Annotated in this window: 25 protein-coding genes, 2 tRNA genes, 1 pseudogene and 1 other annotated feature; of the genes and pseudogenes, 3 read left to right on the forward strand and 25 right to left on the reverse strand. The window is 38.7% G+C overall.

Going from position 1 to position 24,522, the window contains the following annotated elements:
* Positions 1-3: 3 nt before the first annotated feature.
* Positions 4-645, forward strand: a complete 642-nt coding sequence (gene sleB, locus ACWNM1_RS04415) for a spore cortex-lytic enzyme (RefSeq protein WP_449600053.1) — start codon at positions 4-6, stop codon at positions 643-645.
* A 45-nt stretch (positions 646-690) separates the two neighbouring features.
* On the opposite strand, the gene ACWNM1_RS04420 is transcribed toward sleB, so the two are convergent.
* The 5 genes from ACWNM1_RS04420 to ACWNM1_RS04440 form a co-directional block, all read right to left on the reverse strand.
* On the reverse strand, positions 691-957 hold the full coding sequence (locus tag ACWNM1_RS04420) for a CD3324 family protein (protein ID WP_449600054.1): 267 nt from the start codon (positions 955-957) through the stop codon (positions 691-693).
* Between the two features lie 112 nt (positions 958-1,069).
* Positions 1,070-1,142, reverse strand: a tRNA-Phe gene (locus tag ACWNM1_RS04425).
* 18 nt (positions 1,143-1,160) lie between these two features.
* Positions 1,161-1,233: transfer RNA gene (locus ACWNM1_RS04430), tRNA-Phe, on the reverse strand.
* A gap of 53 nt (positions 1,234-1,286) precedes the next feature.
* Positions 1,287-1,525 (reverse strand) — a binding site (T-box leader).
* 85 nt (positions 1,526-1,610) lie between these two features.
* Positions 1,611-2,144 carry a GNAT family N-acetyltransferase gene (locus ACWNM1_RS04435; protein WP_449600055.1) on the reverse strand — a complete coding sequence of 178 codons (534 nt, stop codon included), beginning with the start codon at positions 2,142-2,144 and terminating at the stop codon, positions 1,611-1,613.
* Positions 2,141-2,647: a GNAT family N-acetyltransferase gene (locus ACWNM1_RS04440; protein ID WP_449600056.1), complete on the reverse strand. Its 507-nt coding sequence runs from the start codon at positions 2,645-2,647 to the stop codon at positions 2,141-2,143. Before ACWNM1_RS04440 ends, ACWNM1_RS04435 begins: the two co-directional genes overlap by 4 nt.
* Positions 2,648-2,986: 339 nt before the next feature.
* On the opposite strand from ACWNM1_RS04440, the gene ACWNM1_RS04445 reads away from it, so the two are divergent.
* Positions 2,987-3,790 carry a DUF2935 domain-containing protein gene (locus tag ACWNM1_RS04445; protein WP_449600057.1) on the forward strand — a complete coding sequence of 268 codons (804 nt, stop codon included), beginning with the start codon at positions 2,987-2,989 and terminating at the stop codon, positions 3,788-3,790.
* 262 nt (positions 3,791-4,052) lie between these two features.
* Here ACWNM1_RS04445 and ACWNM1_RS04450 read toward each other — a convergent pair whose 3' ends face one another.
* The 16 genes from ACWNM1_RS04450 to ACWNM1_RS04525 all read right to left on the reverse strand — a co-directional run bounded on the left by ACWNM1_RS04450 (position 4,053) and on the right by ACWNM1_RS04525 (position 19,978).
* Positions 4,053-4,319, reverse strand: a complete 267-nt coding sequence (locus ACWNM1_RS04450; protein WP_042127555.1) for a CD3324 family protein — start codon at positions 4,317-4,319, stop codon at positions 4,053-4,055.
* Between the two features lie 195 nt (positions 4,320-4,514).
* Positions 4,515-5,909 carry a protoporphyrinogen oxidase gene (locus tag ACWNM1_RS04455; RefSeq protein WP_449600058.1) on the reverse strand — a complete coding sequence of 465 codons (1,395 nt, stop codon included), beginning with the start codon at positions 5,907-5,909 and terminating at the stop codon, positions 4,515-4,517.
* Between the two features lie 172 nt (positions 5,910-6,081).
* The gene (locus ACWNM1_RS04460) at positions 6,082-8,685 is read right to left on the reverse strand and encodes an ABC transporter permease (RefSeq protein WP_449600059.1); all 2,604 of its coding nucleotides are present in this window, start codon (positions 8,683-8,685) and stop codon (positions 6,082-6,084) included.
* Positions 8,682-9,365, reverse strand: a complete 684-nt coding sequence (locus tag ACWNM1_RS04465; protein ID WP_449600060.1) for an ABC transporter ATP-binding protein — start codon at positions 9,363-9,365, stop codon at positions 8,682-8,684. The genes ACWNM1_RS04460 and ACWNM1_RS04465 overlap by 4 nt, the downstream gene beginning before the upstream one ends.
* A gap of 93 nt (positions 9,366-9,458) precedes the next feature.
* Positions 9,459-10,460 (reverse strand): sensor histidine kinase, encoded by a 1,002-nt coding sequence (locus ACWNM1_RS04470; protein ID WP_449600061.1) that lies wholly within the window; start codon positions 10,458-10,460, stop codon positions 9,459-9,461.
* Between the two features lies 1 nt (position 10,461).
* Positions 10,462-11,145, reverse strand: coding sequence for a response regulator transcription factor (locus ACWNM1_RS04475; RefSeq protein WP_449600062.1), 684 nt, complete (start codon positions 11,143-11,145; stop codon positions 10,462-10,464).
* Positions 11,146-11,314: 169 nt separating this feature from the next.
* Entirely contained in the window at positions 11,315-12,115 is an 801-nt protein-coding gene (locus ACWNM1_RS04480) for a GNAT family N-acetyltransferase (protein WP_449600063.1), read from the reverse strand.
* A gap of 95 nt (positions 12,116-12,210) precedes the next feature.
* Entirely contained in the window at positions 12,211-12,954 is a 744-nt protein-coding gene (locus ACWNM1_RS04485) for a class I SAM-dependent methyltransferase (RefSeq protein ID WP_449600064.1), read from the reverse strand.
* A 17-nt stretch (positions 12,955-12,971) separates the two neighbouring features.
* The gene (locus ACWNM1_RS04490) at positions 12,972-14,183 is read right to left on the reverse strand and encodes a DUF2812 domain-containing protein (RefSeq protein ID WP_449600065.1); all 1,212 of its coding nucleotides are present in this window, start codon (positions 14,181-14,183) and stop codon (positions 12,972-12,974) included.
* On the reverse strand, positions 14,164-14,511 hold the full coding sequence (locus tag ACWNM1_RS04495) for a PadR family transcriptional regulator (protein WP_449600066.1): 348 nt from the start codon (positions 14,509-14,511) through the stop codon (positions 14,164-14,166). Before ACWNM1_RS04495 ends, ACWNM1_RS04490 begins: the two co-directional genes overlap by 20 nt.
* Before the next feature lie 165 nt (positions 14,512-14,676).
* Entirely contained in the window at positions 14,677-14,994 is a 318-nt protein-coding gene (locus ACWNM1_RS04500; RefSeq protein ID WP_449600067.1) for an iron-sulfur cluster biosynthesis family protein, read from the reverse strand.
* Positions 14,995-15,115: 121 nt separating this feature from the next.
* Positions 15,116-15,574, reverse strand: a complete 459-nt coding sequence (locus tag ACWNM1_RS04505) for a DMT family transporter (protein ID WP_449600068.1) — start codon at positions 15,572-15,574, stop codon at positions 15,116-15,118.
* Positions 15,575-15,605: 31 nt separating this feature from the next.
* Positions 15,606-16,031, reverse strand: coding sequence for a DMT family transporter (locus ACWNM1_RS04510; RefSeq protein WP_449600069.1), 426 nt, complete (start codon positions 16,029-16,031; stop codon positions 15,606-15,608).
* Positions 16,032-16,222: 191 nt separating this feature from the next.
* Positions 16,223-16,624 (reverse strand): NUDIX hydrolase, encoded by a 402-nt coding sequence (locus tag ACWNM1_RS04515; RefSeq protein ID WP_449600070.1) that lies wholly within the window; start codon positions 16,622-16,624, stop codon positions 16,223-16,225.
* Positions 16,625-16,775: 151 nt separating this feature from the next.
* Positions 16,776-18,518, reverse strand: coding sequence for an ABC transporter ATP-binding protein (locus tag ACWNM1_RS04520; protein WP_449600071.1), 1,743 nt, complete (start codon positions 18,516-18,518; stop codon positions 16,776-16,778).
* 14 nt (positions 18,519-18,532) lie between these two features.
* Positions 18,533-19,978, reverse strand: coding sequence for an ABC transporter ATP-binding protein (locus ACWNM1_RS04525; RefSeq protein WP_449600072.1), 1,446 nt, complete (start codon positions 19,976-19,978; stop codon positions 18,533-18,535).
* Positions 19,979-20,410: 432 nt separating this feature from the next.
* Here ACWNM1_RS04525 and ACWNM1_RS04530 point away from each other — a divergent pair, with 432 nt between their 5' ends.
* Positions 20,411-21,211: a polysaccharide deacetylase family protein gene (locus ACWNM1_RS04530; protein WP_449600073.1), complete on the forward strand. Its 801-nt coding sequence runs from the start codon at positions 20,411-20,413 to the stop codon at positions 21,209-21,211.
* 69 nt (positions 21,212-21,280) lie between these two features.
* Here ACWNM1_RS04530 and ACWNM1_RS04535 read toward each other — a convergent pair whose 3' ends face one another.
* From ACWNM1_RS04535 to ACWNM1_RS04550, 4 genes and pseudogenes are all read right to left on the reverse strand, one after another.
* Entirely contained in the window at positions 21,281-22,423 is a 1,143-nt protein-coding gene (locus tag ACWNM1_RS04535) for a copper amine oxidase N-terminal domain-containing protein (RefSeq protein ID WP_449600074.1), read from the reverse strand.
* Between the two features lie 147 nt (positions 22,424-22,570).
* A complete protein-coding gene (locus ACWNM1_RS04540; protein WP_449600075.1) occupies positions 22,571-23,731 on the reverse strand; it encodes an alanyl-tRNA editing protein in 1,161 nt (386 codons plus the stop codon).
* 234 nt (positions 23,732-23,965) lie between these two features.
* Positions 23,966-24,058 (reverse strand): annotated as a pseudogene (locus ACWNM1_RS04545) (SDR family NAD(P)-dependent oxidoreductase); the annotation flags it as partial.
* Between the two features lie 54 nt (positions 24,059-24,112).
* Positions 24,113-24,522, reverse strand: a 410-nt coding sequence (locus ACWNM1_RS04550; protein WP_449600076.1) for a suppressor of fused domain protein, incomplete at its 5' end; no start/stop codon positions are given.

The following is a 24,522-nucleotide window of genomic DNA, read 5'->3' on the forward strand; positions in this document are numbered from 1 at the left end:
ACAATGAAGACTAAAATATTCACTTTGTTGCTTCTTTTGGGTCTGGTAAGTATGGCTACAATGGTCGGTTCTGCTAGTGCTGCTCCGGTATTAACCGTAGGGAGTTCTTCTGGAGATGTGTGGGATCTTCAGTATCGATTAAAAGCTCTGAATTTCTATACTCAGCCTTTAGATGGTGTATATGGATCACAAACGAAAGCTGCCGTTGCTAAATTTCAAAAGGCCTACGGATTAAGTGCCGATGGAGTTACTGGTACAAAAACATGGAATGCTCTAAAAAAATATACGCTTAATATTGAGGAAATGGATATTCTGGCGAAAGTCATTTATAGTGAATCTCGCGGTGAGCCTTATAAAGGTCAAGTCGCAGTTGGCGCTGTAGTTATGAATCGTATACAATCTAGTCAATTCCCAGACAATATTAAAGACGTTGTATTTCAAAAGGGCGCATTTACAGCCGTATCTGACGGTCAATACTGGCTTACTCCAAACCGGACTGCCTATTTAGCTGCTCTTGATGCTGTCCGAGGTTGGGACCCAACAAACAATTCGATCTATTATTTCAATCCAGATACAGCTACTAGTGCATGGATCTGGACTCGTCCTCAGAACTTAAAAATTGGTAAGCATATATTTGCGAGTTAACGCTTCAAATAAATGTAATAGCCGGTCAACCCTTCGGTTGACCGGCTATTTTTTAGTATAAACAATTTTCTTAATACTATCTTTAGAAAGACAGTATTCACCTGAGAGCTGGTCGACGGTTGCACCAGCAGCAAACCTCAGGCAGATCTCAGTATTTCTTGATTCCAAATATTTTCTACTCCCTGACTTCTCACCCCATTTTACATGTAATTCTTCAGGCTTTGGAACGTAGACTTTACCACCGTTTATATATTTCTGTATTTCTTGTAGTAACTCTTTAGGGAAGACTGTATCTGCATTTACATATTTCATAATTAATCTACTCCTTAAACTTCTCAAATTAAGATAAAATAACAAACAACCTGTCTAACCATAATAGTCGGACAGGCTGTTTTTATAGAAAGCTTACTTATTAAGGTTAAGATGGCTCGGGACAGGATCGAACCGCCGACACTAGGATTTTCAGTCCTATGCTCTACCGACTGAGCTACCGAGCCTTGCTGTTAAAATTAAGATGGCTCGGGACGGGGTCGAACCGCCGACACTAGGATTTTCAGTCCTATGCTCTACCAACTGAGCTACCGAGCCTTGCATGGATACAAATATTTCTTCTAAATGGAAACAAAAAGACCCCTCGTCCGAAAAGGGACGAGGAGCCGCGGTACCACCCTAAATTAGAACTATTCTGTACAACAAACAGAAATGTTCTCACTTAAATATTTAACGGTTAACACCGGTACACCTCTACTTGCCAATTGGTTTCAAGGGACTGCTCCGGAGTGAACTTCGATCAACCCTTTTCTCTAGAAACGCTCTCAATCTCCGGCGTTTCCTCCCTGTAAAGAGGTATTGAACTACTTTTCTCCATCAAAGCATTTGTTTTGATATATAATTTTTCTAATTATAAGCCCTAATCCACTATAAGTCAATAGATGAAATAATTGCCTCATTTTGATTTGATTAGCTTATCCATTACAAAAATTAAAAATCATCTTTAATTCATCATCAAAAGACTTCTTACATTCTTCTTGAAAGCTATTACTAGTATATACTGTTAGTATCTTTCTCCAAAAATGCTGGGCTCTCCTATTTGTAGCTGTGGGATTGGTTTGTAGCTCCCATTTTCCAATATGAAGATTAAATACCTCCTTTGCCGCACGTTCAGCGATTCCCGTACCTCGGAAGGGCCGTAGGATAAAGAATTCGTTTAAATAAAATTCACAATCTGGTGGTGTATGAGGTGGTGTGGCTACTAATGCAAAGCCAGCAGGAATGCCATCCTTTTTTATTAAATAAGGATATAAAATTCCCGGCTTCTCCCACCATATATCGAAGACTTTATTCTGTTCATTCAGCGTCTGTGTTTCATTCTCCTCGTATACCCCGTATTGATTAGGAAGGTTCTCCCATATCTCTGATAGATCGTGTAAGTATAGTGGATAGAGATTGTTAATCATAAACTTCGTTGTGCTGTCAGTTATTGTTACGGTGATATTCATTTCGTTCTCCCCCTTCTATCGAATGCTTGAATATATTTTTGGAGATCACTCAAATAGCGTTCTGTATAGTTGTCTTTTGTATAATCCTTAAGAACTTTTCGCCAGAAAGCTATAGCAGGTTTATTATTTTCCATTTGAGCTAGTTTCCATTTAGCTTCTTTAAATAGATCAAGTGTTTTTATTGCGGCAGCAGTACCTATTCCATTTCTTCTGTATTTCTGCAAAATCATAAAGTCATAGACCACATGAGCTGGATCTGGGTCTGTATCTAAGTTTTCAAAAAGAATAACCACAAATCCAGCTAAGTTTCCTGAAACCTCAATCAAATATGGATTCCATCGATGATCCCCTTCCCAAAAATAATCAATATTCACCTCGAATTCCCCGTGCTGATTTACGTCTTGATCTGTAAATAAACTGAAATCATAATTGTAAAATTGATATAGATTAGACAATACCTCTTTATCTTTAAACGTTACTGGAACAAGATTAATTTCCATCATACCTCCACGTTTGTTCTCTAATTTCACTTCTATACTCAGTATAATTACGATCACTCTCTAGTAATATGCCATGTTCAATTAGAATTAAATTTTATATAAATTCATTATTCTTCTAAAATAAAAAGAGTTCACCTGAGTTTCACGCTCATATGAACTCCAATTTTATATAGGCAATAATTGCAAGCCGTCTGCTAAAGATACCGTCAATGTATTAACTGCTGTTTAAGTCCTAATTCTTTAGCTTTCTCCAACTTCTACATATTCGCATGAATTCTTGCGGATATAGTACAAACTTCACGCATATTATGATTGTATAATAATGGGAGGTGTGTTTTAAATATGCCAGATCCTTTTGTATCGAGATCTCTAGATGAAATACGATTCTGGTCACGAATCATGAAAGAACACTCTTTTTTCCTTAAATTAGGATTTCGTTGTGAAGACACGCAACTAATTAATGAAGCGAACTATTTCTACGCCACATTCGAAGCCATCGAGAATAGATCCCTAGGATTTACAGTTGATTCTGATCCGGCGGTGATACGGAAGTTTAATGAGGAAGTTCATAGTGCAGCTTCACATATCTGGGCTTTTAAAAGGAAAATATTGGGGTTGATATTACAATGCAAACTTCCAGGGGGAACGAACTTCCCTTTATTAGTGGATCATGTCAGCAGGGAAGCCAACTACTTTCGAAATCGACTGGAAGAACTAAATCAGGGCAGGTTAGATCCTTTACCAGACGCAATTATTAATGAAAATGTCTTCTTCCTTCGGATAATGGCAGACCATGCCAAATTCATTGGACATTTATTGGACCCCTCTGAACGTCAACTCGTTGAACAAGCAAGAAATTTCAGCCATGACTTTGATGTTTTGTTGTATCAAGCTGTTGATCTCAGCTCCATGCGTCCTCAATCCCAAACCAAACCTCTGCTCAGTCAGCAACTTGACGAGAATAAAGTCTCGGTTAAATCTCTCCGTGATTTTAAGAAAACCGCTCGGGATCTTATTGAAGAATGTCGTATAAAAAGCATCATTCATCCACTGCTTGCCGATCATGTATTCCGAGAAGCCGAAAGATTCCTCTATATTATTGATGCATTTGAAACCTCTTTGAATATGAATAAACAAATCGTATAGCATTACATATTTTATGGATAGGGCGTCTACTTGTATCAAAAATACAGGTTGTCGCCCTATCCATCTTTATATTTGAAAAAAAATTAAAGCACCCAATTTACAGCAGCAAATAAAAAGATGGATGAAGGCGTGAAATATGAAGGACAGTTTGTAGATAGAATCGATAAATATCGGAAAAGGTATGGTATTTAAGATTGAATGATAATTAAATCCTAAAAATCCACGTCAGAGCTTCCTCTAACGTGGATTTTTAGGATTATAGCTATTTTTTTGTGTAAACAATCTTCTTAATACTGTCCCTTGATAGGCAATATTCATCCGAAAGCTGGTCAACCGTTGCTCCAACGGCAAACCTTAAACAAATCTCAATATTTCTAGACCTTAAGTATTTTCTGCTCCCTGACTTCTCGCCCCATTTTACATGTGCTTCTTCAGGCTTAGGGATATACACCAAACCACCGTTAATATATTTCTGAATTTCCTCTAATAATTCTTTTGGAAAAATCGTATCTGCATTTACATATTTCATAGTCGCTCTGCTCCTTAAACTTTTTTTGAGTTTGAAGGTAGCAAAGTCTATTCTAAAAACAACCCTGCACAGTGCACTGGCGGTAAATCAAATTTTATTCGCTCTATACAAACAACCGCCGTTGTTTATAGTCTAGACTTTGCATAGAGCTTATCGCTAATTTTAATTTTCTCACTATTGTCCGCCCTCCTTTGTTTAATGTGTAATTACTTGTTCCAAAATACGTTCCGCTGTCTTCTCTCCATTTGCAATACAATCGGGAATACCCACGCCATAATAAGAACATCCAGCAAGGATTACATTCGGATAATGATCTGCAATCTTCTTCTCTAAGGATACTACAATCTCATGATGGCGTTTGTGGTAATTTGGCATAACATCATGCCATTTGGTCACATCGTGGGTAACGGGTTGTCCAGTAATTCCAAGACTGGTCTGTATATCATTCAACGCCACCTTTAATAATTCCTCTTCTGAAAGCTTAATCAAGGACTCATAATGCGGTCCTGAGCTTTTATAAAAGAGTCTGACAAGCAGACGTTGTTGACCAGACGTGTGCTCCCATTTGCGACTTGTCCACGTACAAGCATTACAAAGAACATCGTCACTGTTGGCTGTTATGAACCCTGTACCATTCACTGGCAGTTGACTGTCAGGAATATCAAATCCTAGATACACACTAATCATAGAGCTGTTAAATAACTGATTGAAATCTTGATTCAGCGCTTCGTCTTGAAGTAATGTTTGTGCAGTAGAATGCATCGTTCCTAGTACGGCAAAATCGCTGTCCAAGATTCGTCCATCTGCCAGTGTTACTCTGTACCGTTCTCCATCCTTTGCAATGCGCTCTGCCCGAATCCCTTTGATGATCTCAACATCGGACAGCTGTTCTTCCATGGCATCAATCAGAGCAGATACGCCACCCTTAAAAGACATAAACTTCTTATCGCCGTTCCCCTGGAATTTAGCCTTATTCGCGGACAATCCCTGAATAATACTTCCATATTCATTTTTATAATCAATCAAATAAGGAAGGGTCGAGGCAATGGTAAGTTCACTCAATTTCCCGGAATATACACCTGATAGGACAGGTGATATTTGCTTCTCGACAAGTTCTTTTCCAAAGAAAGCTTCCAGAAAATCACCTACAGAATCGTTTTTCGTAAAACGATCATTCGGAGTATAGAAATCTTTAAGTGCTTCAACTTTACCTTCAGCAGAGATCAAATCTGTAGTAGCAAGCGATTCAATACTGAGAGGGATGCCAAAGACTGCATCTTTAGGAATTTGTTTTAGCTGTCCTTCAGTATAGATATATGATATTCCTGTCGCATTATATACGACCTCATCTTGCATACCTAGTTCTTCAATTAATGGAGCAACATTTGTTTTACGAGTGACAATAGAATCTGCCCCGGACTCCATAATGAAGTCCTCATGCTGAAGTGTTCTGATTTTGCCACCCAGTCTATCGCTGGCTTCAACCAAAATAATTTTTACATCCAACTTCTTATGGTGTATAGATTTCTGTAGATAGTAAGCGGTAGACAATCCAGTAATTCCCCCGCCAATCACGACGACCGTTCTCAAGCGTTGACACCTGCCTCTAAAGTTATAATCTGTTAAATCCAATTGAATACATTATATCATAGGGATTTATATGTAATAACATACCGTTCTTGTCATATATGACACAAAATACCCCCAAAAAATATATACCTTCAAATAAGTCTAAAAAAGCCGCGATTATCGCGGCTAATCTTTATATATTCTCCTGTTTTAAAGCATCAATAATATTTTCCTTCTTCACTTTTGAACTGGAGTACAGCATAGCTGAGCTAACGATGATAAATACAGCGACAATGACATACAGGATACTCATCCACGGAAGTGTGAATCCATAAGAGAAGCTACTCATCATTGATCTATAGATCAGGTACATAATAACTATACTAATCGGAAGCCCATAAAGTAGTGACTTTATTCCATAAAAAACACTTTCGTAATTAATCATTTTATTAAAACCATTTGGCGTCATCCCCACAGACTTCAGCATCGCAAACTCTCTTTTACGAAGGGATATGCTAGTTGATATCGTATTAAAAATATTCGCAATCGATATTAAAGTAATTAAAGCAATAAAACCATAAGTGAAAATAGACATTAACATGATCATCTGCTCACTATTTTGTCTATTTTGATACACATTTTGAACATAGATATTCCGCTCTTTCATTTCCTCTATGGCTTGTTGTGTCGCTAATGGATCAGAGCTGTTCAGGTTTAGTCGACTTTGTATATCGTTACTCATCGCACCAATTGTTAGTTTATCGAAGATTTGTTCAGAGACGATGATGTTTATTCCACCAACCATTGCTGAATGTACTCCCATTGGACGTTTATCAGTTAGAGCGACAATTTTTACTGGTGATAAATCCGTCTCTTTTTTTGTATCCCAATCCGTATAAATAAGGTCAAGCTTTTGGCCGATTTCAGAGTGAAAAGCCTTGGTTTCAACAATTTTTTTGGCTTTCTCATCCTCAAAGGTGACGGTATCATTCACAATAGCTGACATCTGATTGAGATCCGTTAATTGTTCATAACTTATACCGACGGATTCTGCATAGGTTCTCAAACTCTGCTCATTTAGGGCATGGATCTGAATGTAGTAAGGATATTTCCCATTTTTTAAAATACTGCTATCCTTCTCCACGATTTCTTGCAATTCTTTTGCCATATCTTTTTCATCAATCCATGAACTCAAGCTTAGTTCCCTGACCACATTATATTCAGTTATATTAGGTAAGGCAGAGATCGATTTCGTCAGCCGATCTACTTTTTGAGCGTCCTCAGTCCCCATATAAACTTGAATATCATAGTTCAAACCATCCTGTGAGAGTTCTACCGACTTTCTCATATTCGTAGTGAACGAAGATACGGATAAAAACAGAACAATACTAATGACAAGGGAGAACACGGTTGCTTGGTACCTGCGTTTATTTCTCTTTAAATTCTTCAAACCAATTTCTGCTTCAATTCCAAACAAATTGCGAACGAACTTGGAAGTTTTCACCGCTTTACCAGAGAGCTTAACATCGGTTGTTTGTCTGATCGCATCAATTGCCGAAATCTTTGAAGCTTTTCTGGCTGGAAGATAGGTGGATATAAAAATCGTCAGTATGGAAACAACACAAGCGGTGAATAGGGACAGAGGTGTAACAACCAATGTTAATTTTTCAGTTATCCCTAGTACATCTTGAATCATCGTATTGATGAACATAAAAGTGATCCCGATTCCTGCAATTCCGCAAAGGATCCCAATAGGGATGCTAATTAAACCGATGATCATTCCTTCAAAAAACACCGAATTCTGCTTCTGCCTCTTTGTAGCACCTACGCTAGAGAGCATTCCTAAATGACGTGCACGTTCCGAGACAGAAATCGCGAATGCATTATAGATTAAAGAAACAGAGCCAATGATAATCACAGTCATAACGATGACTGACAATGAAAGAAGTGCATTACGTAAGCCATCGTTATTCGTCACACCATAATAGCGCAGCAGACTATTATTATAAGAAATCGACTCAATATTGTTTTCTTTTGCCAATTCCTCTGCATGCTTGTATATGGAGCTATCCACCTTGTTTAACACAACTGTCGCTGTAACTTTTTCGGCTGCTCCAATCAAGCTTTCATCCACATAACTTAAGGCAGTATAACCCGGAGACCATGTTGGTTCCCAAGTAGGACGCTTTATCACTCCCACAATCGTATAGTTCATTGGTTTTTTATGAATAATCTTTTCAAGCAGGATATCCTCTTCAGTCCGTAATCGTTCGTTCTGAGATAAGGGCTGCCCACTATTTTTATCATCCCTAGTAACTCGCTCTCCGACATCGAGAGTTAAAGTTTCACCAATCTTATAAGTGACTTTTGCATTCTTTGCAATCTCCTCAGAAATGACTACTTCGTGGTTTGTCTTTGGGAGTCTACCTTCCAGCAGTTCAATCGGAAATTGTTTAAAACCAGCTGCATTATATTCCTTAATATACCAATAGGGTTTATTCTCATTCTTCCCACCCTCTAAAGGGGCGTAGCCACGATCGTTGGAGATCACTAGGGCTTTTGTCGCATCATCTGTTTCTATCGCTTTGAGCTGAGCTTTAGTAACATTTCTATATTGGACATGCCATTCTCCATTTGTTGAGATACTCTGCTTCCTCATTAATTCCATAAATGAAAAACCAAGCGTTGCCACAGCCGTCACCATGGTCACAGAAATGATGACTCCAATGATAGTAACCAATGTTCTTCGTTTATTTTGCTTCAAATGTCTAAGCGTTAATTTATTTACGATATTCACGGACGAATCACCTCATCTTTGGCGATCCTTCCATCTTCAATGGTAATCACTCTATCCGCTTGTAATGCAATCCGTTCATCATGAGTAATGACAATCAGTGTTTGATTATAAGTTTTATTAAACATTTTTAATAAATCTATAATTTCACCACTGTTCTTACTATCCAGATTACCGGTTGGCTCATCTGCCAGCATGATTGCAGGATTACTAATTAACGCTCTGCCAATAGAGACCCGCTGTTGTTGCCCGCCTGAGAGCTGATTCGGGAGATGGTTTAAGCGATTTTCCAAATTTAACGCCTTTACAGTATCCGCAAATTGTTTCTTATCTACCTTGTGCTGATCAAGGAGTAAAGGAAGTGTGATGTTCTCTTCGACCGTTAAGACCGGTATAAGATTATAGAATTGATAAATCAACCCAATTTGTCTGCGTCTAAAGATTGCCAGCTGTGTTTCATTCAATTCATAAATATCCGTGTTATCTACGAATACTTTGCCGCTTGTCGGTCTATCCACTCCGCCTAATAAGTGCAGAATGGTCGATTTCCCGGAGCCAGATGGCCCGATAATCGCTACGAATTCACCTTTTCTAATTGAAAAAGATACATCATCCAGTGCCTTTACCGCTGTTTCACCTTTTCCATATGTTTTAGACAGATGTTCAATCTTTAAAATGTCCATTGTTAGACCTCCATTTGTTGATGAGATCAGTATATCTGTCTACAATGACTATCCAGTGACTCTAAAGTGACATTCTAGTCACTAAGCCATATGCTAAATAACTTGTTTATAAAATTTGATCTGAAATTGTGAACCCTTTCCCACTTCACTCATTACATCGATCGTACCGTTTTGTCCTGTGATAATGCTTTGTGCCAAGGCAAGTCCAATCCCTACACTATCTTCGCTTGCATTCTTACCTTTATAGAATCTTTTGAAGATATAGGGGAGCTCTGCCTTTGGGATTCCTTTGCCGTTATCTGTAATGATAATTTCCGTAAACAGTGCATTTTCTGCAAAAGAAATCGAAATTTCTCCCCCAGCAGGTGTGTGCTCTACACAGTTTTTCAGAATATTAATGATCGCCTCAGTTGTCCAATTGAGATCGCCCACAAATGTGGTGCTATCTTCTCCATCAATCAAGATCCGTTGTTCTTTAATTTCCATTGGAATTAACATAGGCTCCAAAGATTTTTGAACTAGCTTGTTCACCAGAACAAGATCTTTTTTAAATTGAATGGTTCCGGCATCGATCTTTGAGAACTTTAATAATGAAGAGACTAGCCAGCCAATTCGATCGAGCTGAAGGCTGATTTTCCGCGTAAATTCTATTCTTTTCTCAACGTTCAGTTCAGGGTTGCTTAATAAATCTGCCATGACGGTCATGGAGGTTAGTGGTGTTTTGAGCTGATGGGAGATGTCCGAGATCGCATTAGTGAGCTTTATTTTATCCTCTTGTAATTGCGCACCCTGCTCGGATAACATCAGCGTCACTTTATAAATGTCATTCTTCAGGATACTAAGCTCACCTTCCTGATTATCACGAACATCGAGCGAATAATTCCCACTACTGATTTGACGTAGATACCCTGAGAGCTTTTCAATTTCACCATATCTCCAGCGGGTAAACAATACACTGCAAACTATAAGCAAAGCTGAAATCCCAGCTGTGAGCCCTACCGCCTCTAACGAAATAAATGTCGCCACCGCTGTAGCCACAAGACTGATCAAGCACATCGTATACAATAACCATCTAAATTCTCTATTACGAAGCATCCTAATCACCAACCTTGTAACCCAACCCTCGAACTGTTTTGATCAGCGTTGGTTCTTGGGGGTTATCTTCTAACTTTTCTCTAAGTCTTTTTATGTAAACCGATAATGTATTGTCGTTCACGAATTCACCTGCCACATCCCAAATCCGTTCTAACAATTGATTTCTTGAGAGAACCTGACCAACATGGTTAGCAAAGATCAGTAATAATCGATATTCTAATGCGGTCAATAGCACTTCATCGCCGTTCTTATAAACTTTTCCTTCAAGCGTATTAATCCGTATATTCTCTAATTCGATATTGGATTGGGTCTGAGCCTGCTTGTTATATCTCCTTAAGACGGATTTAATCCGCGATAGCAGCTCCCGAATCCGAAAAGGCTTGGTTATGTAATCATCTGCCCCCATATCGAGTCCCATCACCACGTTGACCTCATCATCAATCGCCGTTAAAAAAATTACCGGTATATCACTTTGCGCTTTCACAATCTTGCACAATTCATAACCGCTGCCATCCGGAAGTGAGAGGTCAAAGATGCATAAGGTAAGCTCTAATAACTGCTCAGATAACACCGCTTTGGCTGAGGTGGCGTCATAACATAGAAGGGTTTCAAAATGATCCTGCTGTAATGAATATTCAAGCCCTGATGCTATCGTTCTATCGTCCTCGACAAGAAAAATTTTCATGGATGATCATCCTAACCTTATAATATATTCAATCGTTCCATTCGTTCCGATGATCATTCTCTCATAATTATAGAGTTATACCAAATTACTATTCATATTAAAGTATTTACAACTCCACGGTAAATATAATAAAAACGTCTACTCCATGGAATAGACGTCTCTAAAAGGATTATATTGCAAAAGCACCACACTTATATTGATGTATCTGTTGAAACCCTAGCCGTAGTGCCGATTTTTCCGAAGCTTCATTATCAGTAGAACAATCCCAGTAAGGAATAAAGCCATTGGCAAGCACATCTTCAACTACTAGCGTCGCTAAATGTGTCCCCACTCCTTGTTTCTGATATTTAGGAAGGGTTTCAATTCCAATTGCGTGTGTATCCTGTGTAACAAAACTAGAATAACACACACCCATAACCTCAGATCCCTCAACAGCAGCATATCCGTAGCCTTTTTGGGCAAAGTCTTCTTTTGATGACCAGAATAAATCAATATTTTCATGTACAAATTCTATATTCTTTAGATCTGAGTTCTCCCAATCCAGCATTTTAAGATTTATAGTTCTAATCCCATTAGTCTGCGTCGTAGGCGGCTTGTGAAGTAACTTGAACACCATCTGTTCAAAAGGATATAGCTTCCTAGAAGGAAACATCAATTCCAGATTCCATTCATCATGTTGACCAGAAACTTCGAAATGTTCCATCCCGAGTTCCTTCATTCTAGGTACAATATGATCTGTTACATAACTGTCCAGTGCATGGATAAAGGCTTGATTGGTGTGATCACCGATAAGATAAAACCCTTCAATCCCCTGACTCCATATTAACGCATTCTTTGGTGCTGTAAGTTCATCGACAAAAATCCAACCAGGATTATTGCCTTCAATTATAGAGAGAATTTCGGGATGGATATGCTCTCCTTGAAGTAGTGGCTTCACTTTATAATAATCCTCATGAGGTATTTCATGCATACAAACACTCCCCTTAATTTCCTTGCAGATGCTGTATACATAAGTATAAAGTAATCGTCCTTCATCGGTTGGTAAAGTTCATTCATAACTGAAGATTACTGTCCATGCATAACTGTTTTCCTAGCCTTAATTAATAAAAATGAAGGTCTCCTTCTTTCATTTATTAATTTGGGCATCTTCTCAAGACCCTCAAGGTTGGATTCAGGTTCAACAATTTCTTCAATAGTGAGTCCATTTTGGATCAAAGTATTAAGTAAAGTTGAAAGTTTTCTATGGTATTTTATGACACCATCGATTCCCCAAAACTGATTTCTTAGGCCTTCTTCACCATAATTATCAATGGGCCAATGTAGGATATTTTGATCGGGATCTTTAACCCATCCACTTTGAATCTTATTTGATAAAACAACAGGATGCTCTGTTGAGAATACCAAGTAACCATTGGGTTTAATCCATTCTGAAATCCTACTAATGAGTGCTTTATAATCCTCGACATAATGAAAAGCTAACGAACTTACTACCAAATCAAATTCATTACTGTTAAATTCGATTTCTTCCATAGAGCCCTGTATATAACGGATCTCAGGACGTTTCCTTGCCATAGCTAACATCTTCTCTGATATATCTACACCTGTTACCTGTGAAGCATTGTTATCAATCATATAGTTTGCCATTTCACCAAAACCACAACCCAGATCGAGAACATTTAAATCCTGTAGGTCTGGAAGTAACCCTCTTATTGCAGGTTGTTCAATAAAGTCATTGTATGTAATTCTTGACTCCCTTAAGTTCTTATACATTTGAAAAAACTCAGGGTTGTCATAAATGTTCTGTTGCATCATACACCTCCACGATATTATTGATGATGTTTACGAAGCCGGTTGTAATATAGCCAAGTGCGAGTAACATATGAGCCAAACATTAGAATTAATATGGCGTACAAGATCATATTTATGATCTGCAATCGATCCAGGTTAGAATAAGAAGATAATCTTACATTTAAACCAATGATATACATATATAAAATAGTGAGGGGTAAGAACATAGCAGAATACGTTAAAGCTATACGTCTAGCTAGTTTCAATTGATTTAACTTATCGCTGTATATTTGCGGCTTGGCTTCACCTGGTACATATTCTTGGCCCCATAAAACCCATTTCTGACTCCATGAACTCGAATGATATAGACATACCCAGCCAGAATCCGTGTGAATGTTGAAGTAATTGGTATCAGCAGTATTTTGTAAGTCCGCACAATAACACATCTTACGAGGCTTCCCTTTTTTAAAATAAAAGGCAGTTCCTGTTTTGCCAACGCTGTACAGATTATATCCCTTTTCTTCCATTCCCTCTAGCCACTCTTCAAGCCGATCCGGCGAATACATCCATCCAATCTTCCACTTCATAACAAGTTGACCTGAACTTTTCAAACGCTTCTCTTCATTCTTACTTAGCCTGTCTTTCAGAAGGAATGTCCCCTGACCATTTTGCTTGTTTGGTTGTATGAATTCCCCTGTTAATCTTTGGTTCGTCTTGTTTAATGTGATCAGCGAATATACGGTGAAAATGCATAAGATAATGCTAAGCCCTAATGCAGTAGCGGGAATAAAACCATAAGGTCCGTTGAAGACATTAAAATGACCAGACTTGGAAACACTCAATGCTATCGTACTTATTAAAATTACATTGAGTAATGCAACCATTAAATAAATCAATATCCCCATAAAAATATACATGATCTTCTTGTTATGCTTTACGATTCCCTCTCGATCAGGGAGAGCTCTAATCTGTTCTAAAGGCAGCCGATTCATCGTCACAACCCATTTGCCGCTCTGTAACACCTTCGTCCATCCGAAATTTAATAGACCCTTAGAGAGGGATTGGTTGGGAACTTTATCGAATACGATTCGATAGTTTGCTGCTTTCGGTTCGCCCTGCTGAAAGTAAAAATATCTAGTTAAACGGTTGATTCGGATAAATTCGTAGCCTTTTTGGGCCATAGAAGCTAACCATTCTTCAGTTTTCTGAACATCATAACTCCAAAGGGGTCTAAATATTTTGATAATCACCTATGTCACCTCCATATTTTGTAGCATTCTCATGTAGCTCTTTAAGCCTATTAATCTCCGTAGCAAGAATTAGCATCCCTATGTCTGTTCTTTCGTAAACTGTTTTTCTCTCTTCATCAGCAAAAACAGTAATCATCCCATCTTTTTGCATCTTCGTTAACGTGCCATAAACTGTACCTGAACCTAACAAAAGACGTGCTTTCGTGATTTTCTCCACATGCTTCACTATTCCATATCCATGACGTGGTTCATCTAAGGATAAAAGAATATAGAATGCTGTTTCAGTCATGGGTACGTATTTTTTTAATACTTTCTCAGGGTTCAACATGCCCAGCTCCCTTTATTTATACGTCGCATTTAAATATGTCTTAACGTGACTATATCACGTCGTGACATAGCAGACAATATTAATGCTCGAAAAAAAATAAAAAAAGTGTGTAAAATCGCTTCATCAGCCATTCTACACACTCTGCATTCAACTGCTCCAACCTGCCTAACGAATATCTTTTACACGAATATTACTTCCTAACAGACTCGAATCACTAGTTAATCGGAATGACGGGTAATTCTCATCTGCTTCAAGTCGCATCTGTTCATCAAATAAAGACTCCTGTTGCCGGTCAACAAAAAAAGTAAAAGGCTCTTTCTGAACTTCAATATCTGTAGCATGAGGTTCACTAATGACCTGAATTACGATCACGCCATTACAACCACAGCCCTCTGTATCGAAGAATAATTTAAAATATCCTGGTCGTTCACCAAGGCTTTTTTCTAACTTTTTAATAGTTTGGGAGTTCAATTGTATGAACATAGGATGATCTACTCCTTATTTATAATCGAGCTATTACTTTCCCAAAGTATAATTTGATTTTCTTCCATCCTCGTGTGACTGCCATCACTTCTATTTTGACAAACATGAGTCTGAGGATAAATTAAGCCGACTTCTGTGTCTCCCGTGCACCACCTATCTTAAACACTAGAATACCGCCAACAATCACGAGTACTCCAACCAACTGCTTCCAGGTAAAAGGAACCTTCTCAAGCCCTAACCAGCCGAGGGAATCCCACAATAAAGCAAACCCAAGCTGAGAGATTAATACGATCGAGATCGCATAGGTTGGTCCAAGACGTTTGGTTCCTTGCACGAGACAGATCACTACACCCACCCCGATCAATCCGCTGATCCAGTACCATGGCTCCATATTTCGCAAAGTAAATATCCGGCCGCCTTCAAAGATAAGACTCATAATAAAGGAAGTCAGAAAACCCAACCCTAATACTAATGTCGTTGTGGCCCAAGATCCAACCTTTTGATTAACCTTCGTATTAAAAATATTTTGTAAACTAACGAATGAACCTGCGACAAGCGCCAATATTAACCCTAAAATCATAACGCAACTCCTTCAGTTGTTGATTGTATTCTCAGAATTTCAAAATCACTACTCCAGCAATCATCAACCCTATTCCAATGAACTGTGGGAGTCTCATTTGTCGTTTTTCCATCCCAAACCAGCCTTTAATATCAATTAAAAAGGTCAAGCATAGCTGTGCAATGAGCAAGGTCGATATAGTAAAAGTAACGCCAATCTGTTGAATGGCAGTGACTTCACTGAAAATAATTATAGCTGCAAAAGCACCGCCGATCAGGTATAAGGGTTTTACTTGCTTTAATCCTCCCCATTTTCCATCTCTAACGAACAAAAGAATTAGGAAGGACATGATAAATCCTGTTAACTGTGTAATTGTCGCAGCTTGCCAAGTCCCAATATCTTGACTAATTCGAGCATTAGATACTCCTTGCAGAGTGATACAAGCCCCCGCTAAAAATGCAAATATAATTCCTCTCATTTCTCTCTCTCCTCAACTTCGATCTCTTACATATTAAAAAGCAATTCATGGGTTTAAAAAAGGACATCTGTCCTTAATGAGAAGAATCGTTGCTATGATCCAACGAACGAGCGTTACTCGTAGAAATAAAAAGACCGTCTCAAGCCAACTTACTAGCTTAAAACGGACTTCAAATACTGTATATGGTTGATTTAAGAGAGCAAATTCTTCTCGCGTAATTGATCAAAAATAATTTGGGTAACAACAGACACGCGATCCCGATCCTTATAGCTTAACCAAGATAATTCCTCGATTTCGGACGCTGGCGTTAATGTCCCTTCATAATCCGCAATATAACAGGTCATTTTGACTGTAACACCCTCTGCTTTCCCATGAGCTTCTGCCTCAAACGTTCCAAAATAAGAGACAGTCTCTGTCTTGATCTGAACAGAAATTTCTTCCTCGATTTCGCGCACGAGCGTCTCTTCGTCTGTTTCTCCGGCTTCTCTTTTTCCTCCAGGTAAATAATACATATCTTTCCCTTTGGAACGTGCACATAAGACTTGTCCATTCTCGATATGAATCCAGGCGATTTTATCAATGATTGTAGTCATATTGTTCTCCCCATGCCTTTTTTTCAACAATTATATCATACAGCTGAACATATACATTTATGCAACGTCAGCTTTAGATTTTTGAACGCGAAGCTTAGATTGAGGTAGGTGATGAAGCAAATAGTCCTTAAAGAATATCGTTGCGAATAAGCTACTTATACCAAGAGGATTGTAAAGCGTACATGTTTGCATAAATCCCATTCTGATGTACTAAGTCTTGATGGTCTCCTACTTCAGCAATTTCTCCATGATACATAACATAGATCGTATCAACATTCTTCGCCCAACCCAAGCGATGAGAAATAAAAATAGCTGCTTTATCTTGGCAGATTTCTAATAATTTCGTATAGATCTCCATCTCGGCATTCGGGTCAATCGCAGAAGTAGGTTCATCGAATACTATTAGCTCCGCATCATTGTATAACGCGCGCGCAATCGCCAGCTTTTGCCATTGTCCCCCTGATAGCTGCCTGCTTCCTTCTACTATTTGCCCCAAATTCACATCTAATCCACCTAATTCATGGAGCAAATCTATCAGCTCACATTGTTCTAGAACCCTTAGTATTTTAGCATCATCTGAAGGTGTACTCGCATCGCCCAATAGGATATTTTCTCTTAGTGTCAGTTCAAACTTTACAGCATTCTGGAATACGACGGACACCTTACCGTGAGGTTCTAAATGACCCTTCCAGCAAATCGTTCCGGAGCTTGGTCTATATTGACCTAATAACATTTTAATCAACGTAGATTTTCCTGCTCCATTTTCCCCGACGATGGCTATTTTCTCACCCGGCTTTATGGTCATATTGATGTTAGATAAGACATTCTTGTTCGATTTGGCGTATTTAAAATAGACATTTGAAACGGTAATTGGGAGCATAGCATCAGTCGAATTATTGATGTTATTTTTGCGAAAATCCCTGTTCTTATATGTAAGTACTTCATTTAAGTCATATAATTTGCTACTGCTGATGTAAAGCTTGCTTAATGGCCAGGTCAAACTCATAATTTTACCACCACTCGATAACAGCGCCAGAAATAACACCGAAATTGTTCCAATTGTAACTGTATTAGACTCCCCCATTTTGTTTAACAGGTACACTAGAATTACAAAGATAGCACTCGTCTGGACCATAGCCACGACCATCCCTGTTTTGATCTCGAATTTTCTGGCGCTAAATCTTTTATTATGCTGCTTCTTCATAATCATTGCCCAGAGATTTGTAAAATAAGAGATGGAATTATAAATCCGCATTTCTCGAATCGCATTTGGGTCTTCCAAAGTGTTAGCAAGATACTCTCCCATTCTTCCATCAAAGGTGAGCTCTCTTCCTGTTCTTCTCACTTTAATTTCCGTAAATAATCGAATGGATAAGGTAGTCACGATCATTAGTGTTACTATGAATGTGACCAAGAAATAACCACTTGTCGCCGACAACCAGATGATGCTTATTAGTCCTGAGATAATTCCTACACTCGATATCAAAAAACCTGTAATCCCCTCTAAATCTTCTCCAACTACCTTTTTAGCTCTTTGCAGTTTATTTCCAAACTCTTCATCATCCAAATCCTCAAAATCAACCCGGTTTGCAATATCTATCAGTTCAAATTGAAAAGCGAGGGTTAGTTCCGCATTCATACGATTCTTCATCATGTTGGTTATGCTTAATGAACAAGCTTGTACGCCATGAATCACAACAAACCATAGAATAGGGAGCAGGGTCATAATACCGTGAGCCACACCGTTAATGATATTCACTTGGACAGCGTAAGAATAGAAAGTTAATAATCCACTGATTATAGGGACTATGATAGTAATTGTTGAGATCAACGGACTTTTTCTAACCATTCTCACGAGTATCATTACAAGATTAGTGATGTCAGACTTCAGCATGGATTTCTCCTTTCTTATACATATAAAGTGGACTGGCGATTAAACATCTTTTTGTATTTACCATCCACCCTCATTAATTCTTCATGCGTTCCACTTTCCACGATTTCTCCATGCTCAAACAGAAAAATTCTATCGACGAATTTGGACATATACAGCCGGTGAGTCACAATAATGGAGGTCCGCTGCTCTCCTAATTTCATAAAGGTATCGAACGCCTGTTGTTCCGCATAAGGATCCAAGGCAGCAGTCGGCTCATCAAAAATCATAAGAGCGCCATCATTGAGATAGGCTCGAGCAATCGCTAGTCTTTGCCATTGTCCCCCAGACAAATCTATCCCTCCAAACTGAGGACCTACTAAAGTATCCAACCGAACACCATAATGATCAGCTTCTGCTGTTCTCATTGCGGATAATAATCTTGAATCGTCATGAATAGTAGCCATATTTCCTAATGCAATATTTTCTCTAATTGGTCTTTGTAACTTAATGAAATCTTGAAAAACAACTCTGGTATCCTGTGTCACGTTATGTGCTAAGACTTCATTCTCACCTTTAAACCACTGGATGCTTCCAGCTGTTGCGGGATACAACCCTAAGATCAACTTAACAAGCGTAGATTTACCCGAGCCATTCTCACCTACAAAAGCAATTCGTTCACCTGGATGAATAGTCATGTTTATATTACTCAGGGTGTTCTTAGCGTTGGTCGGATATCTAAAAAACAGCTGATGAACTTGGACCTTCATCGGATCGGTGTTCCTATTCGAATTCACCTCCTGATCTCTAAGCACCTGCTCTTCCAAATCTAAATAAGACGTATAAGCCTCGTAACGCAAACGACTCTTCGCTAAGTCAGCGTAAACTCTTGTTAATGCAGGAATAACGATGAATAATTGACTGGATATCTGAAGTAATAACACAAAAAGCCCAGCACTCTGTCTACTACTTCCGATCGTAATCGCTAGAATGGCAATCGTAGTCCCATTTAATAAGATCATGATTAAGCTTTGGGAGAAGTTGAGGGTTTCAGAATAAATAACCTTACGGTGCATTTGTTTGAAGTTATTCGTAAAGCACTCTTTCATTGAGGAAAACAAATAGGAGGACATTCTGTACATTCTTACTTCCGGAATGGAATTTCTGTTAATCAACAAATCGACTAAATAGTTGATCATTCGCACAGAGGAGGTTTGATTCGCTGAAATGGACTCTACTTTCTGTGACATTCGCTTCATAAGATAAAGCTGTAGAATCTGCACCCCTAAAATAATCAAAGCCAGAGTATAGAAGCCATAAACAGATAAGACAACCATTAACACAACTAATGTTATTAAGTGAACTGTTACGCCCGTCCATTGGTCTAACAGATCAATCAAAGAAAGTCGTTTTGCTTTTTCTCTTTTAGTTTTTGTAGCGGGGTCCTCCAAAAGTGCCGTAGATAATTTAGAAGTCTTTTCCAAAATACTATGTTCCAGTTCATATATACTGGTGGATGTTAAATTGGTGATAGCAATGGCTCGAAGAGAACTAATAAGGCCCGCGAGATATAACATTAGGATAAGCAAACTTACTAATAACAAGATATGTTGGTAGGCGTTAGGATTGAAGTTCTGAATGAGGTCAACCACATACTTCGTTGTGAATAATTCTGCAAAAAGGATTGGGGCACTCAGTAAGTTAGTTATAAAATATAAAAGTGAGTTTCTTCTGTCTTTCACATATAATAGTTTTACAACATAGAGAAAGTCAGGCAGGCAGCATCTCTCCTTATAAGTGTATTCCATTCCGTAAACACTTTCATTGTTTAGACGTGGAAACCGATTATAACGTTTAATGTTTATAATTGGAAGAGGTAATTTTCGAAATGACCAAACGAACAGGAGTGTACATTCATGAAACTTCAATTTAACTTATTCCCGGGCGGATTGCCCAAGGCACTCACCATGAGCTATGATGACGGGCAGAAATACGATATTCGCTTGGCGGAGATTTTTGATCAATATGGGATTAAAGGTACTTTCCATTTAAATAGCGCTATGATAAACGCACCCGGATTCTTATCATCTGCTGATGTTAAACATTCGCTCAGAAATCATGAGGTATCTGCCCATTCCGTTACCCATCCACATCTAGAGCGTCTACCTTTACCTATGGTAATCGATGAGCTGTTCGAAGACCGTAAGAGACTGGAGAAACTAGTGGATTATCCGGTACGAGGCATGTCCTATCCCTACGGTACATACTCTCAGGAAATCATTGCTCCTCTACAGTCTGTTGGGATTGAATATAGCCGAACTGTCCATTCTACCAAACAGTTTGATATGCCTTTGAATTTCATGGAGTGGCATCCAACATGTCATCATATAGAAGATCTGCATTACGTATGGGAGCGATTTACAACGGAAGGGCCATCCCAGAAACTGAGACTCTGTTATGTTTGGGGTCATAGTTATGAATTCGCTGAGCAGAACAATTGGGAGCTTATCGAGTCCTTTTGCCAGCAAGCAGGTGGTCATTCGGATATTTGGTATGCAACCAATATTGAGGTTTATGATTATGTCAATGCTCTGTATTCACTGAAAATTAGTGCTGACAAAACGATCATCCGGAACAACTCTGCTATAGATGTCTGGGTATCCGTAAATGATCAACCTGTTCAGATTAAAGGTGGAAATACGATGATGATGAAATGATCCAAAATGCAAAAAAGAGCGATTTTAAACATCGCTCTCTTTTTGCTTATTACATAAAAGTGATTAAAATTATTTGGATTGAAGAGTAAATGTCACTGTTTTTGCTTTTTCCTCAAGGATTGGAGTATAAGTGAATGTCATTACATTCCCTTTGCGACTCTTCAACACTAACATTCTGGTCAATACATATGGATCTCTGCCATCATTTACTCTATCCCATTCCTTACGATCCTCACTAGTAATTAGTTTTTCATAAAGATTAATGATTTCACCGGTGTTGCTATAAACTAAATATAAGTGTGTCGTATCTAATAAACGAACGAGCACAACGTCTTCCGCAGCATACTCCACTATGAAATCTCCGGTTGCTCCCGTTAACTTTTCCATCTCAAATAACTTGCCCAAACCGCCATCCTTAGTAATATATTGAACGTTCTTCCCATCGGTCATATACACCTGAGTGGAAAGCACTTGTGGTGCATGGATATAAGCCGAGTTATTGTAATGATAGTCCATTTGCTTGAGAATAGTGCCCGCTTTGACCAATACCTGATAACTGCTATTGAAATCGGTGAACATGGCATAATGATTGTCCGTTAACTGGAGTAAGTCCGTACCATTGCCCATTTTTTCAATTTCAAAAGCGTAGTTGTACGCAGATTCCTTAAAAGGTAGTCGACCAATAATTACTGGTTTCCCAGTTTCCGTTGCACGGTAATACAAATCGCCGTTTTTTTGAGATATCCAATAGGATCTTCCATCTACAGAAGCAGAAACCAATCTAGCTTCATCTATAATTTGGATAACCCCATCCGTTTTATTAAGCCCCGCTTTACTTCCAAGTACACTGACCGCTGAGACCAATGGAACGTACACCGAGCCTTTTATAATACGCGGGGACTTTGTTAAGGTCACCACTGCCTCATTCACTTTTGACTTTACAGTACCAGCCGTGAAGACAACCTCACGCTCAGGACGAACCAGTTTGGCCGTTTTGGACGGTTGATCCCAAGATAATGTATACCCCATAGCATCTGCGAGTGATTTCAGGGGTACAAAAGTTGTATTCTCCGTGATCACCTGTTTACTGCTGATTCCGATTTCTTTATAGTTGAATTGAATTTGGTTTTCTGCTTGAGCTGATACCGATCCATACCCCGTACTTAAAATCAAAACAGTCAAGATTCCTAGCGTTACCTTCCAATAATTCATTTCTTTTCGTCTCCCTTGACTCTATAGTCATATGTAATTAGACGACAGGATTTGGAAAAAGTTTCTTATTTCCGTTTTGCGTAATAAAAAAGACCTGATCCACGGTAGACTACCGCAGTCAGGTCTTCTGTCTTTTATAAAGTAATCTTAACTTCTAGCAAACTCATAAAACGCCGAAGCGTCTCCCCATGTCGGGAATCCTGCTTGCGCTAGTTTATCACTGCCTCCGCCTTTTCCATTGTAGGTACTAAGATGCTCTTTGAAAAAAGCTCCACAGGAGATCTCCGCGTTGCCATTCTGTGCAAATACAACCTTATTCTCAGCAGAACTAGCCAATAAAACCGGAACATCACATTTCGCTATAAGCTTGTTAGCTAAACTTTGTAAATCTTTCAGCGATTTATCCTCGAACACTTTTGCGATCAGCTTTCCTTCTTGCTGTGCTAAAAGCTCCTGCACGACATAATCATCATTCTTCTCTTTAAGAAGGGTAATTTCAGCTTGCAGCTGTTTTTGTTCATTCTCCCATTTTTCAATACGATCGATAATTTCATCTTTTCCCGTATTGAACTTGGAAGATAGAGCTCCAACAATTTGCAGACTACTAATAAATTCCTCCAATGCACGGGATCCACATTTAAAATAGATCCGCGTATTGCCTTTTTGTTTCTCCGCTTTCAGAAGCTTAATTATACCAATCTCACCTGTTGAAGATACATGCGTACCACCGCAAGCGTTATATTCTATATCTTTAATTTCTACAATCCGGATGTTCTCCGTCACTTTTGGTTGTTTGACCAATTTAAGCTGTGAAGCCTCTTCCCCTGTTACAAAATAGCTCAGGATACTATGGTTCTGGTAAATCTGCCGATTAACCTCCCACTCTATGGAATGAAGTTTTTTAGGCGACAGTTCTGGCACTTCTATATCAATGGTGCAATAATCCTCACCCAAATGAAAGCTTAGAGTCATAAACTGGAACAAATTGAGACAGATGGCTGAGAGCAAGTGTTGTCCACTATGCTGCTGCATATGATCAAATCTTCTCTTCCAATCGATTTGACAAGTGACGGATAAATCATCCGGCAGACGTTCCAGCTTATGCAGGACAAGTTCTTCCTCACTGATTACATCAAGTACCGGGATATCCCCAATAGTCCCTAAATCACAAGGTTGCCCACCGCCATGCGGATAAAAAGCAGTCTCCTCCAAAATAACATAGAGTCCATCTTCTCGTTCTATGGTTTCAGTAATACAGGTTTCCCAATCAGTAAGGTATGTAGAATTGTAGTATAGTTTGTTGGTCATATATGTATCCCTCTCTTTTATACGTTTTCGGCACATTAAGCTTATAGTATCATATCGGATTTCAAAGACAAACTGCACAATGAAAAACGCCTTGCGGCGCTTTTGGAAGAAATTCACTCTTTTGTTCTACTTTCAGTTGTCTTCTACCTTATACATCAGTAATCCTGTACTCTCATCCAAGAATTCCGCTGTCATACTCTAGAACCATTACCCCTGTTCAAGGAAAATAATGCCCTAGCCGAGCAAGCGCTTCACAGTGTCATTTGGACTTTCTGGCACCACCGTAGACATGGTTTGAATTTCTACAACGTGGTTCGCGAGCCAAGGACCCACCTGTGGGAGTATGGTTGCTTTAGTGCGAATGATACTGAACTGCTCTTATTAATCAGGACGAGTGGGATCAATTATGGAATAGTGATGATTATCTATGTAAGCATCAAAAGCATCTATGCCTTCTTGTAAAATTATACGCGATTCTTTGGGGGTAATTGGTACTACCCACAAGACATTAATTATTTCTTCACCTATTTTTATTTGTTCTAAATCCTCACTTTCTCCTCTTAGTTCATCAATCAAGAGGGCTTTTGTAGTCCAATTTTCTGGTGCGAGTGCGCTCTCAGTCATTACTCGTGGTACTTCCGAAGATTGTATATGTTCAATATTATGGGCAATTATGTCACAGAAATATGAGAATATGCGATCAATGTTTTCTTGTCCCAAATCGGGTTTTAAAGCTATCATCCATTCATTCTCAATAGGTTTTCCAGTTTTCCGAATGGAATTAGATAGGC

The organism is Paenibacillus sp. Marseille-Q9583 (assembly GCF_976954365.1).

Bases quoted from the DNA above. Each gene is read 5' to 3' on its own strand.
- sleB (WP_449600053.1), top strand. From the start codon at position 4: ATGAAGACTAAAATATTCACTTTGTTGCTTCTTTTGGGTCTGGTAAGT.
- ACWNM1_RS04420 (WP_449600054.1), bottom strand. From the start codon at position 957: ATGAAATATGTAAATGCAGATACAGTCTTCCCTAAAGAGTTACTACAA.
- ACWNM1_RS04435 (WP_449600055.1), bottom strand. From the start codon at position 2,144: ATGAATATCACCGTAACAATAACTGACAGCACAACGAAGTTTATGATT.
- ACWNM1_RS04440 (WP_449600056.1), bottom strand. From the start codon at position 2,647: ATGATGGAAATTAATCTTGTTCCAGTAACGTTTAAAGATAAAGAGGTA.
- ACWNM1_RS04445 (WP_449600057.1), top strand. From the start codon at position 2,987: ATGCCAGATCCTTTTGTATCGAGATCTCTAGATGAAATACGATTCTGG.
- ACWNM1_RS04450 (WP_042127555.1), bottom strand. From the start codon at position 4,319: ATGAAATATGTAAATGCAGATACGATTTTTCCAAAAGAATTATTAGAG.
- ACWNM1_RS04465 (WP_449600060.1), bottom strand. From the start codon at position 9,365: ATGGACATTTTAAAGATTGAACATCTGTCTAAAACATATGGAAAAGGT.
- ACWNM1_RS04470 (WP_449600061.1), bottom strand. From the start codon at position 10,460: ATGCTTCGTAATAGAGAATTTAGATGGTTATTGTATACGATGTGCTTG.
- ACWNM1_RS04475 (WP_449600062.1), bottom strand. From the start codon at position 11,145: ATGAAAATTTTTCTTGTCGAGGACGATAGAACGATAGCATCAGGGCTT.
- ACWNM1_RS04480 (WP_449600063.1), bottom strand. From the start codon at position 12,115: ATGCATGAAATACCTCATGAGGATTATTATAAAGTGAAGCCACTACTT.
- ACWNM1_RS04485 (WP_449600064.1), bottom strand. From the start codon at position 12,954: ATGCAACAGAACATTTATGACAACCCTGAGTTTTTTCAAATGTATAAG.
- ACWNM1_RS04495 (WP_449600066.1), bottom strand. From the start codon at position 14,511: ATGTTGAACCCTGAGAAAGTATTAAAAAAATACGTACCCATGACTGAA.
- ACWNM1_RS04500 (WP_449600067.1), bottom strand. From the start codon at position 14,994: ATGTTCATACAATTGAACTCCCAAACTATTAAAAAGTTAGAAAAAAGC.
- ACWNM1_RS04505 (WP_449600068.1), bottom strand. From the start codon at position 15,574: ATGATTTTAGGGTTAATATTGGCGCTTGTCGCAGGTTCATTCGTTAGT.
- ACWNM1_RS04510 (WP_449600069.1), bottom strand. From the start codon at position 16,031: ATGAGAGGAATTATATTTGCATTTTTAGCGGGGGCTTGTATCACTCTG.
- ACWNM1_RS04515 (WP_449600070.1), bottom strand. From the start codon at position 16,624: ATGACTACAATCATTGATAAAATCGCCTGGATTCATATCGAGAATGGA.
- ACWNM1_RS04520 (WP_449600071.1), bottom strand. From the start codon at position 18,518: ATGCTGAAGTCTGACATCACTAATCTTGTAATGATACTCGTGAGAATG.
- ACWNM1_RS04530 (WP_449600073.1), top strand. From the start codon at position 20,411: ATGAAACTTCAATTTAACTTATTCCCGGGCGGATTGCCCAAGGCACTC.
- ACWNM1_RS04535 (WP_449600074.1), bottom strand. From the start codon at position 22,423: ATGAATTATTGGAAGGTAACGCTAGGAATCTTGACTGTTTTGATTTTA.
- ACWNM1_RS04540 (WP_449600075.1), bottom strand. From the start codon at position 23,731: ATGACCAACAAACTATACTACAATTCTACATACCTTACTGATTGGGAA.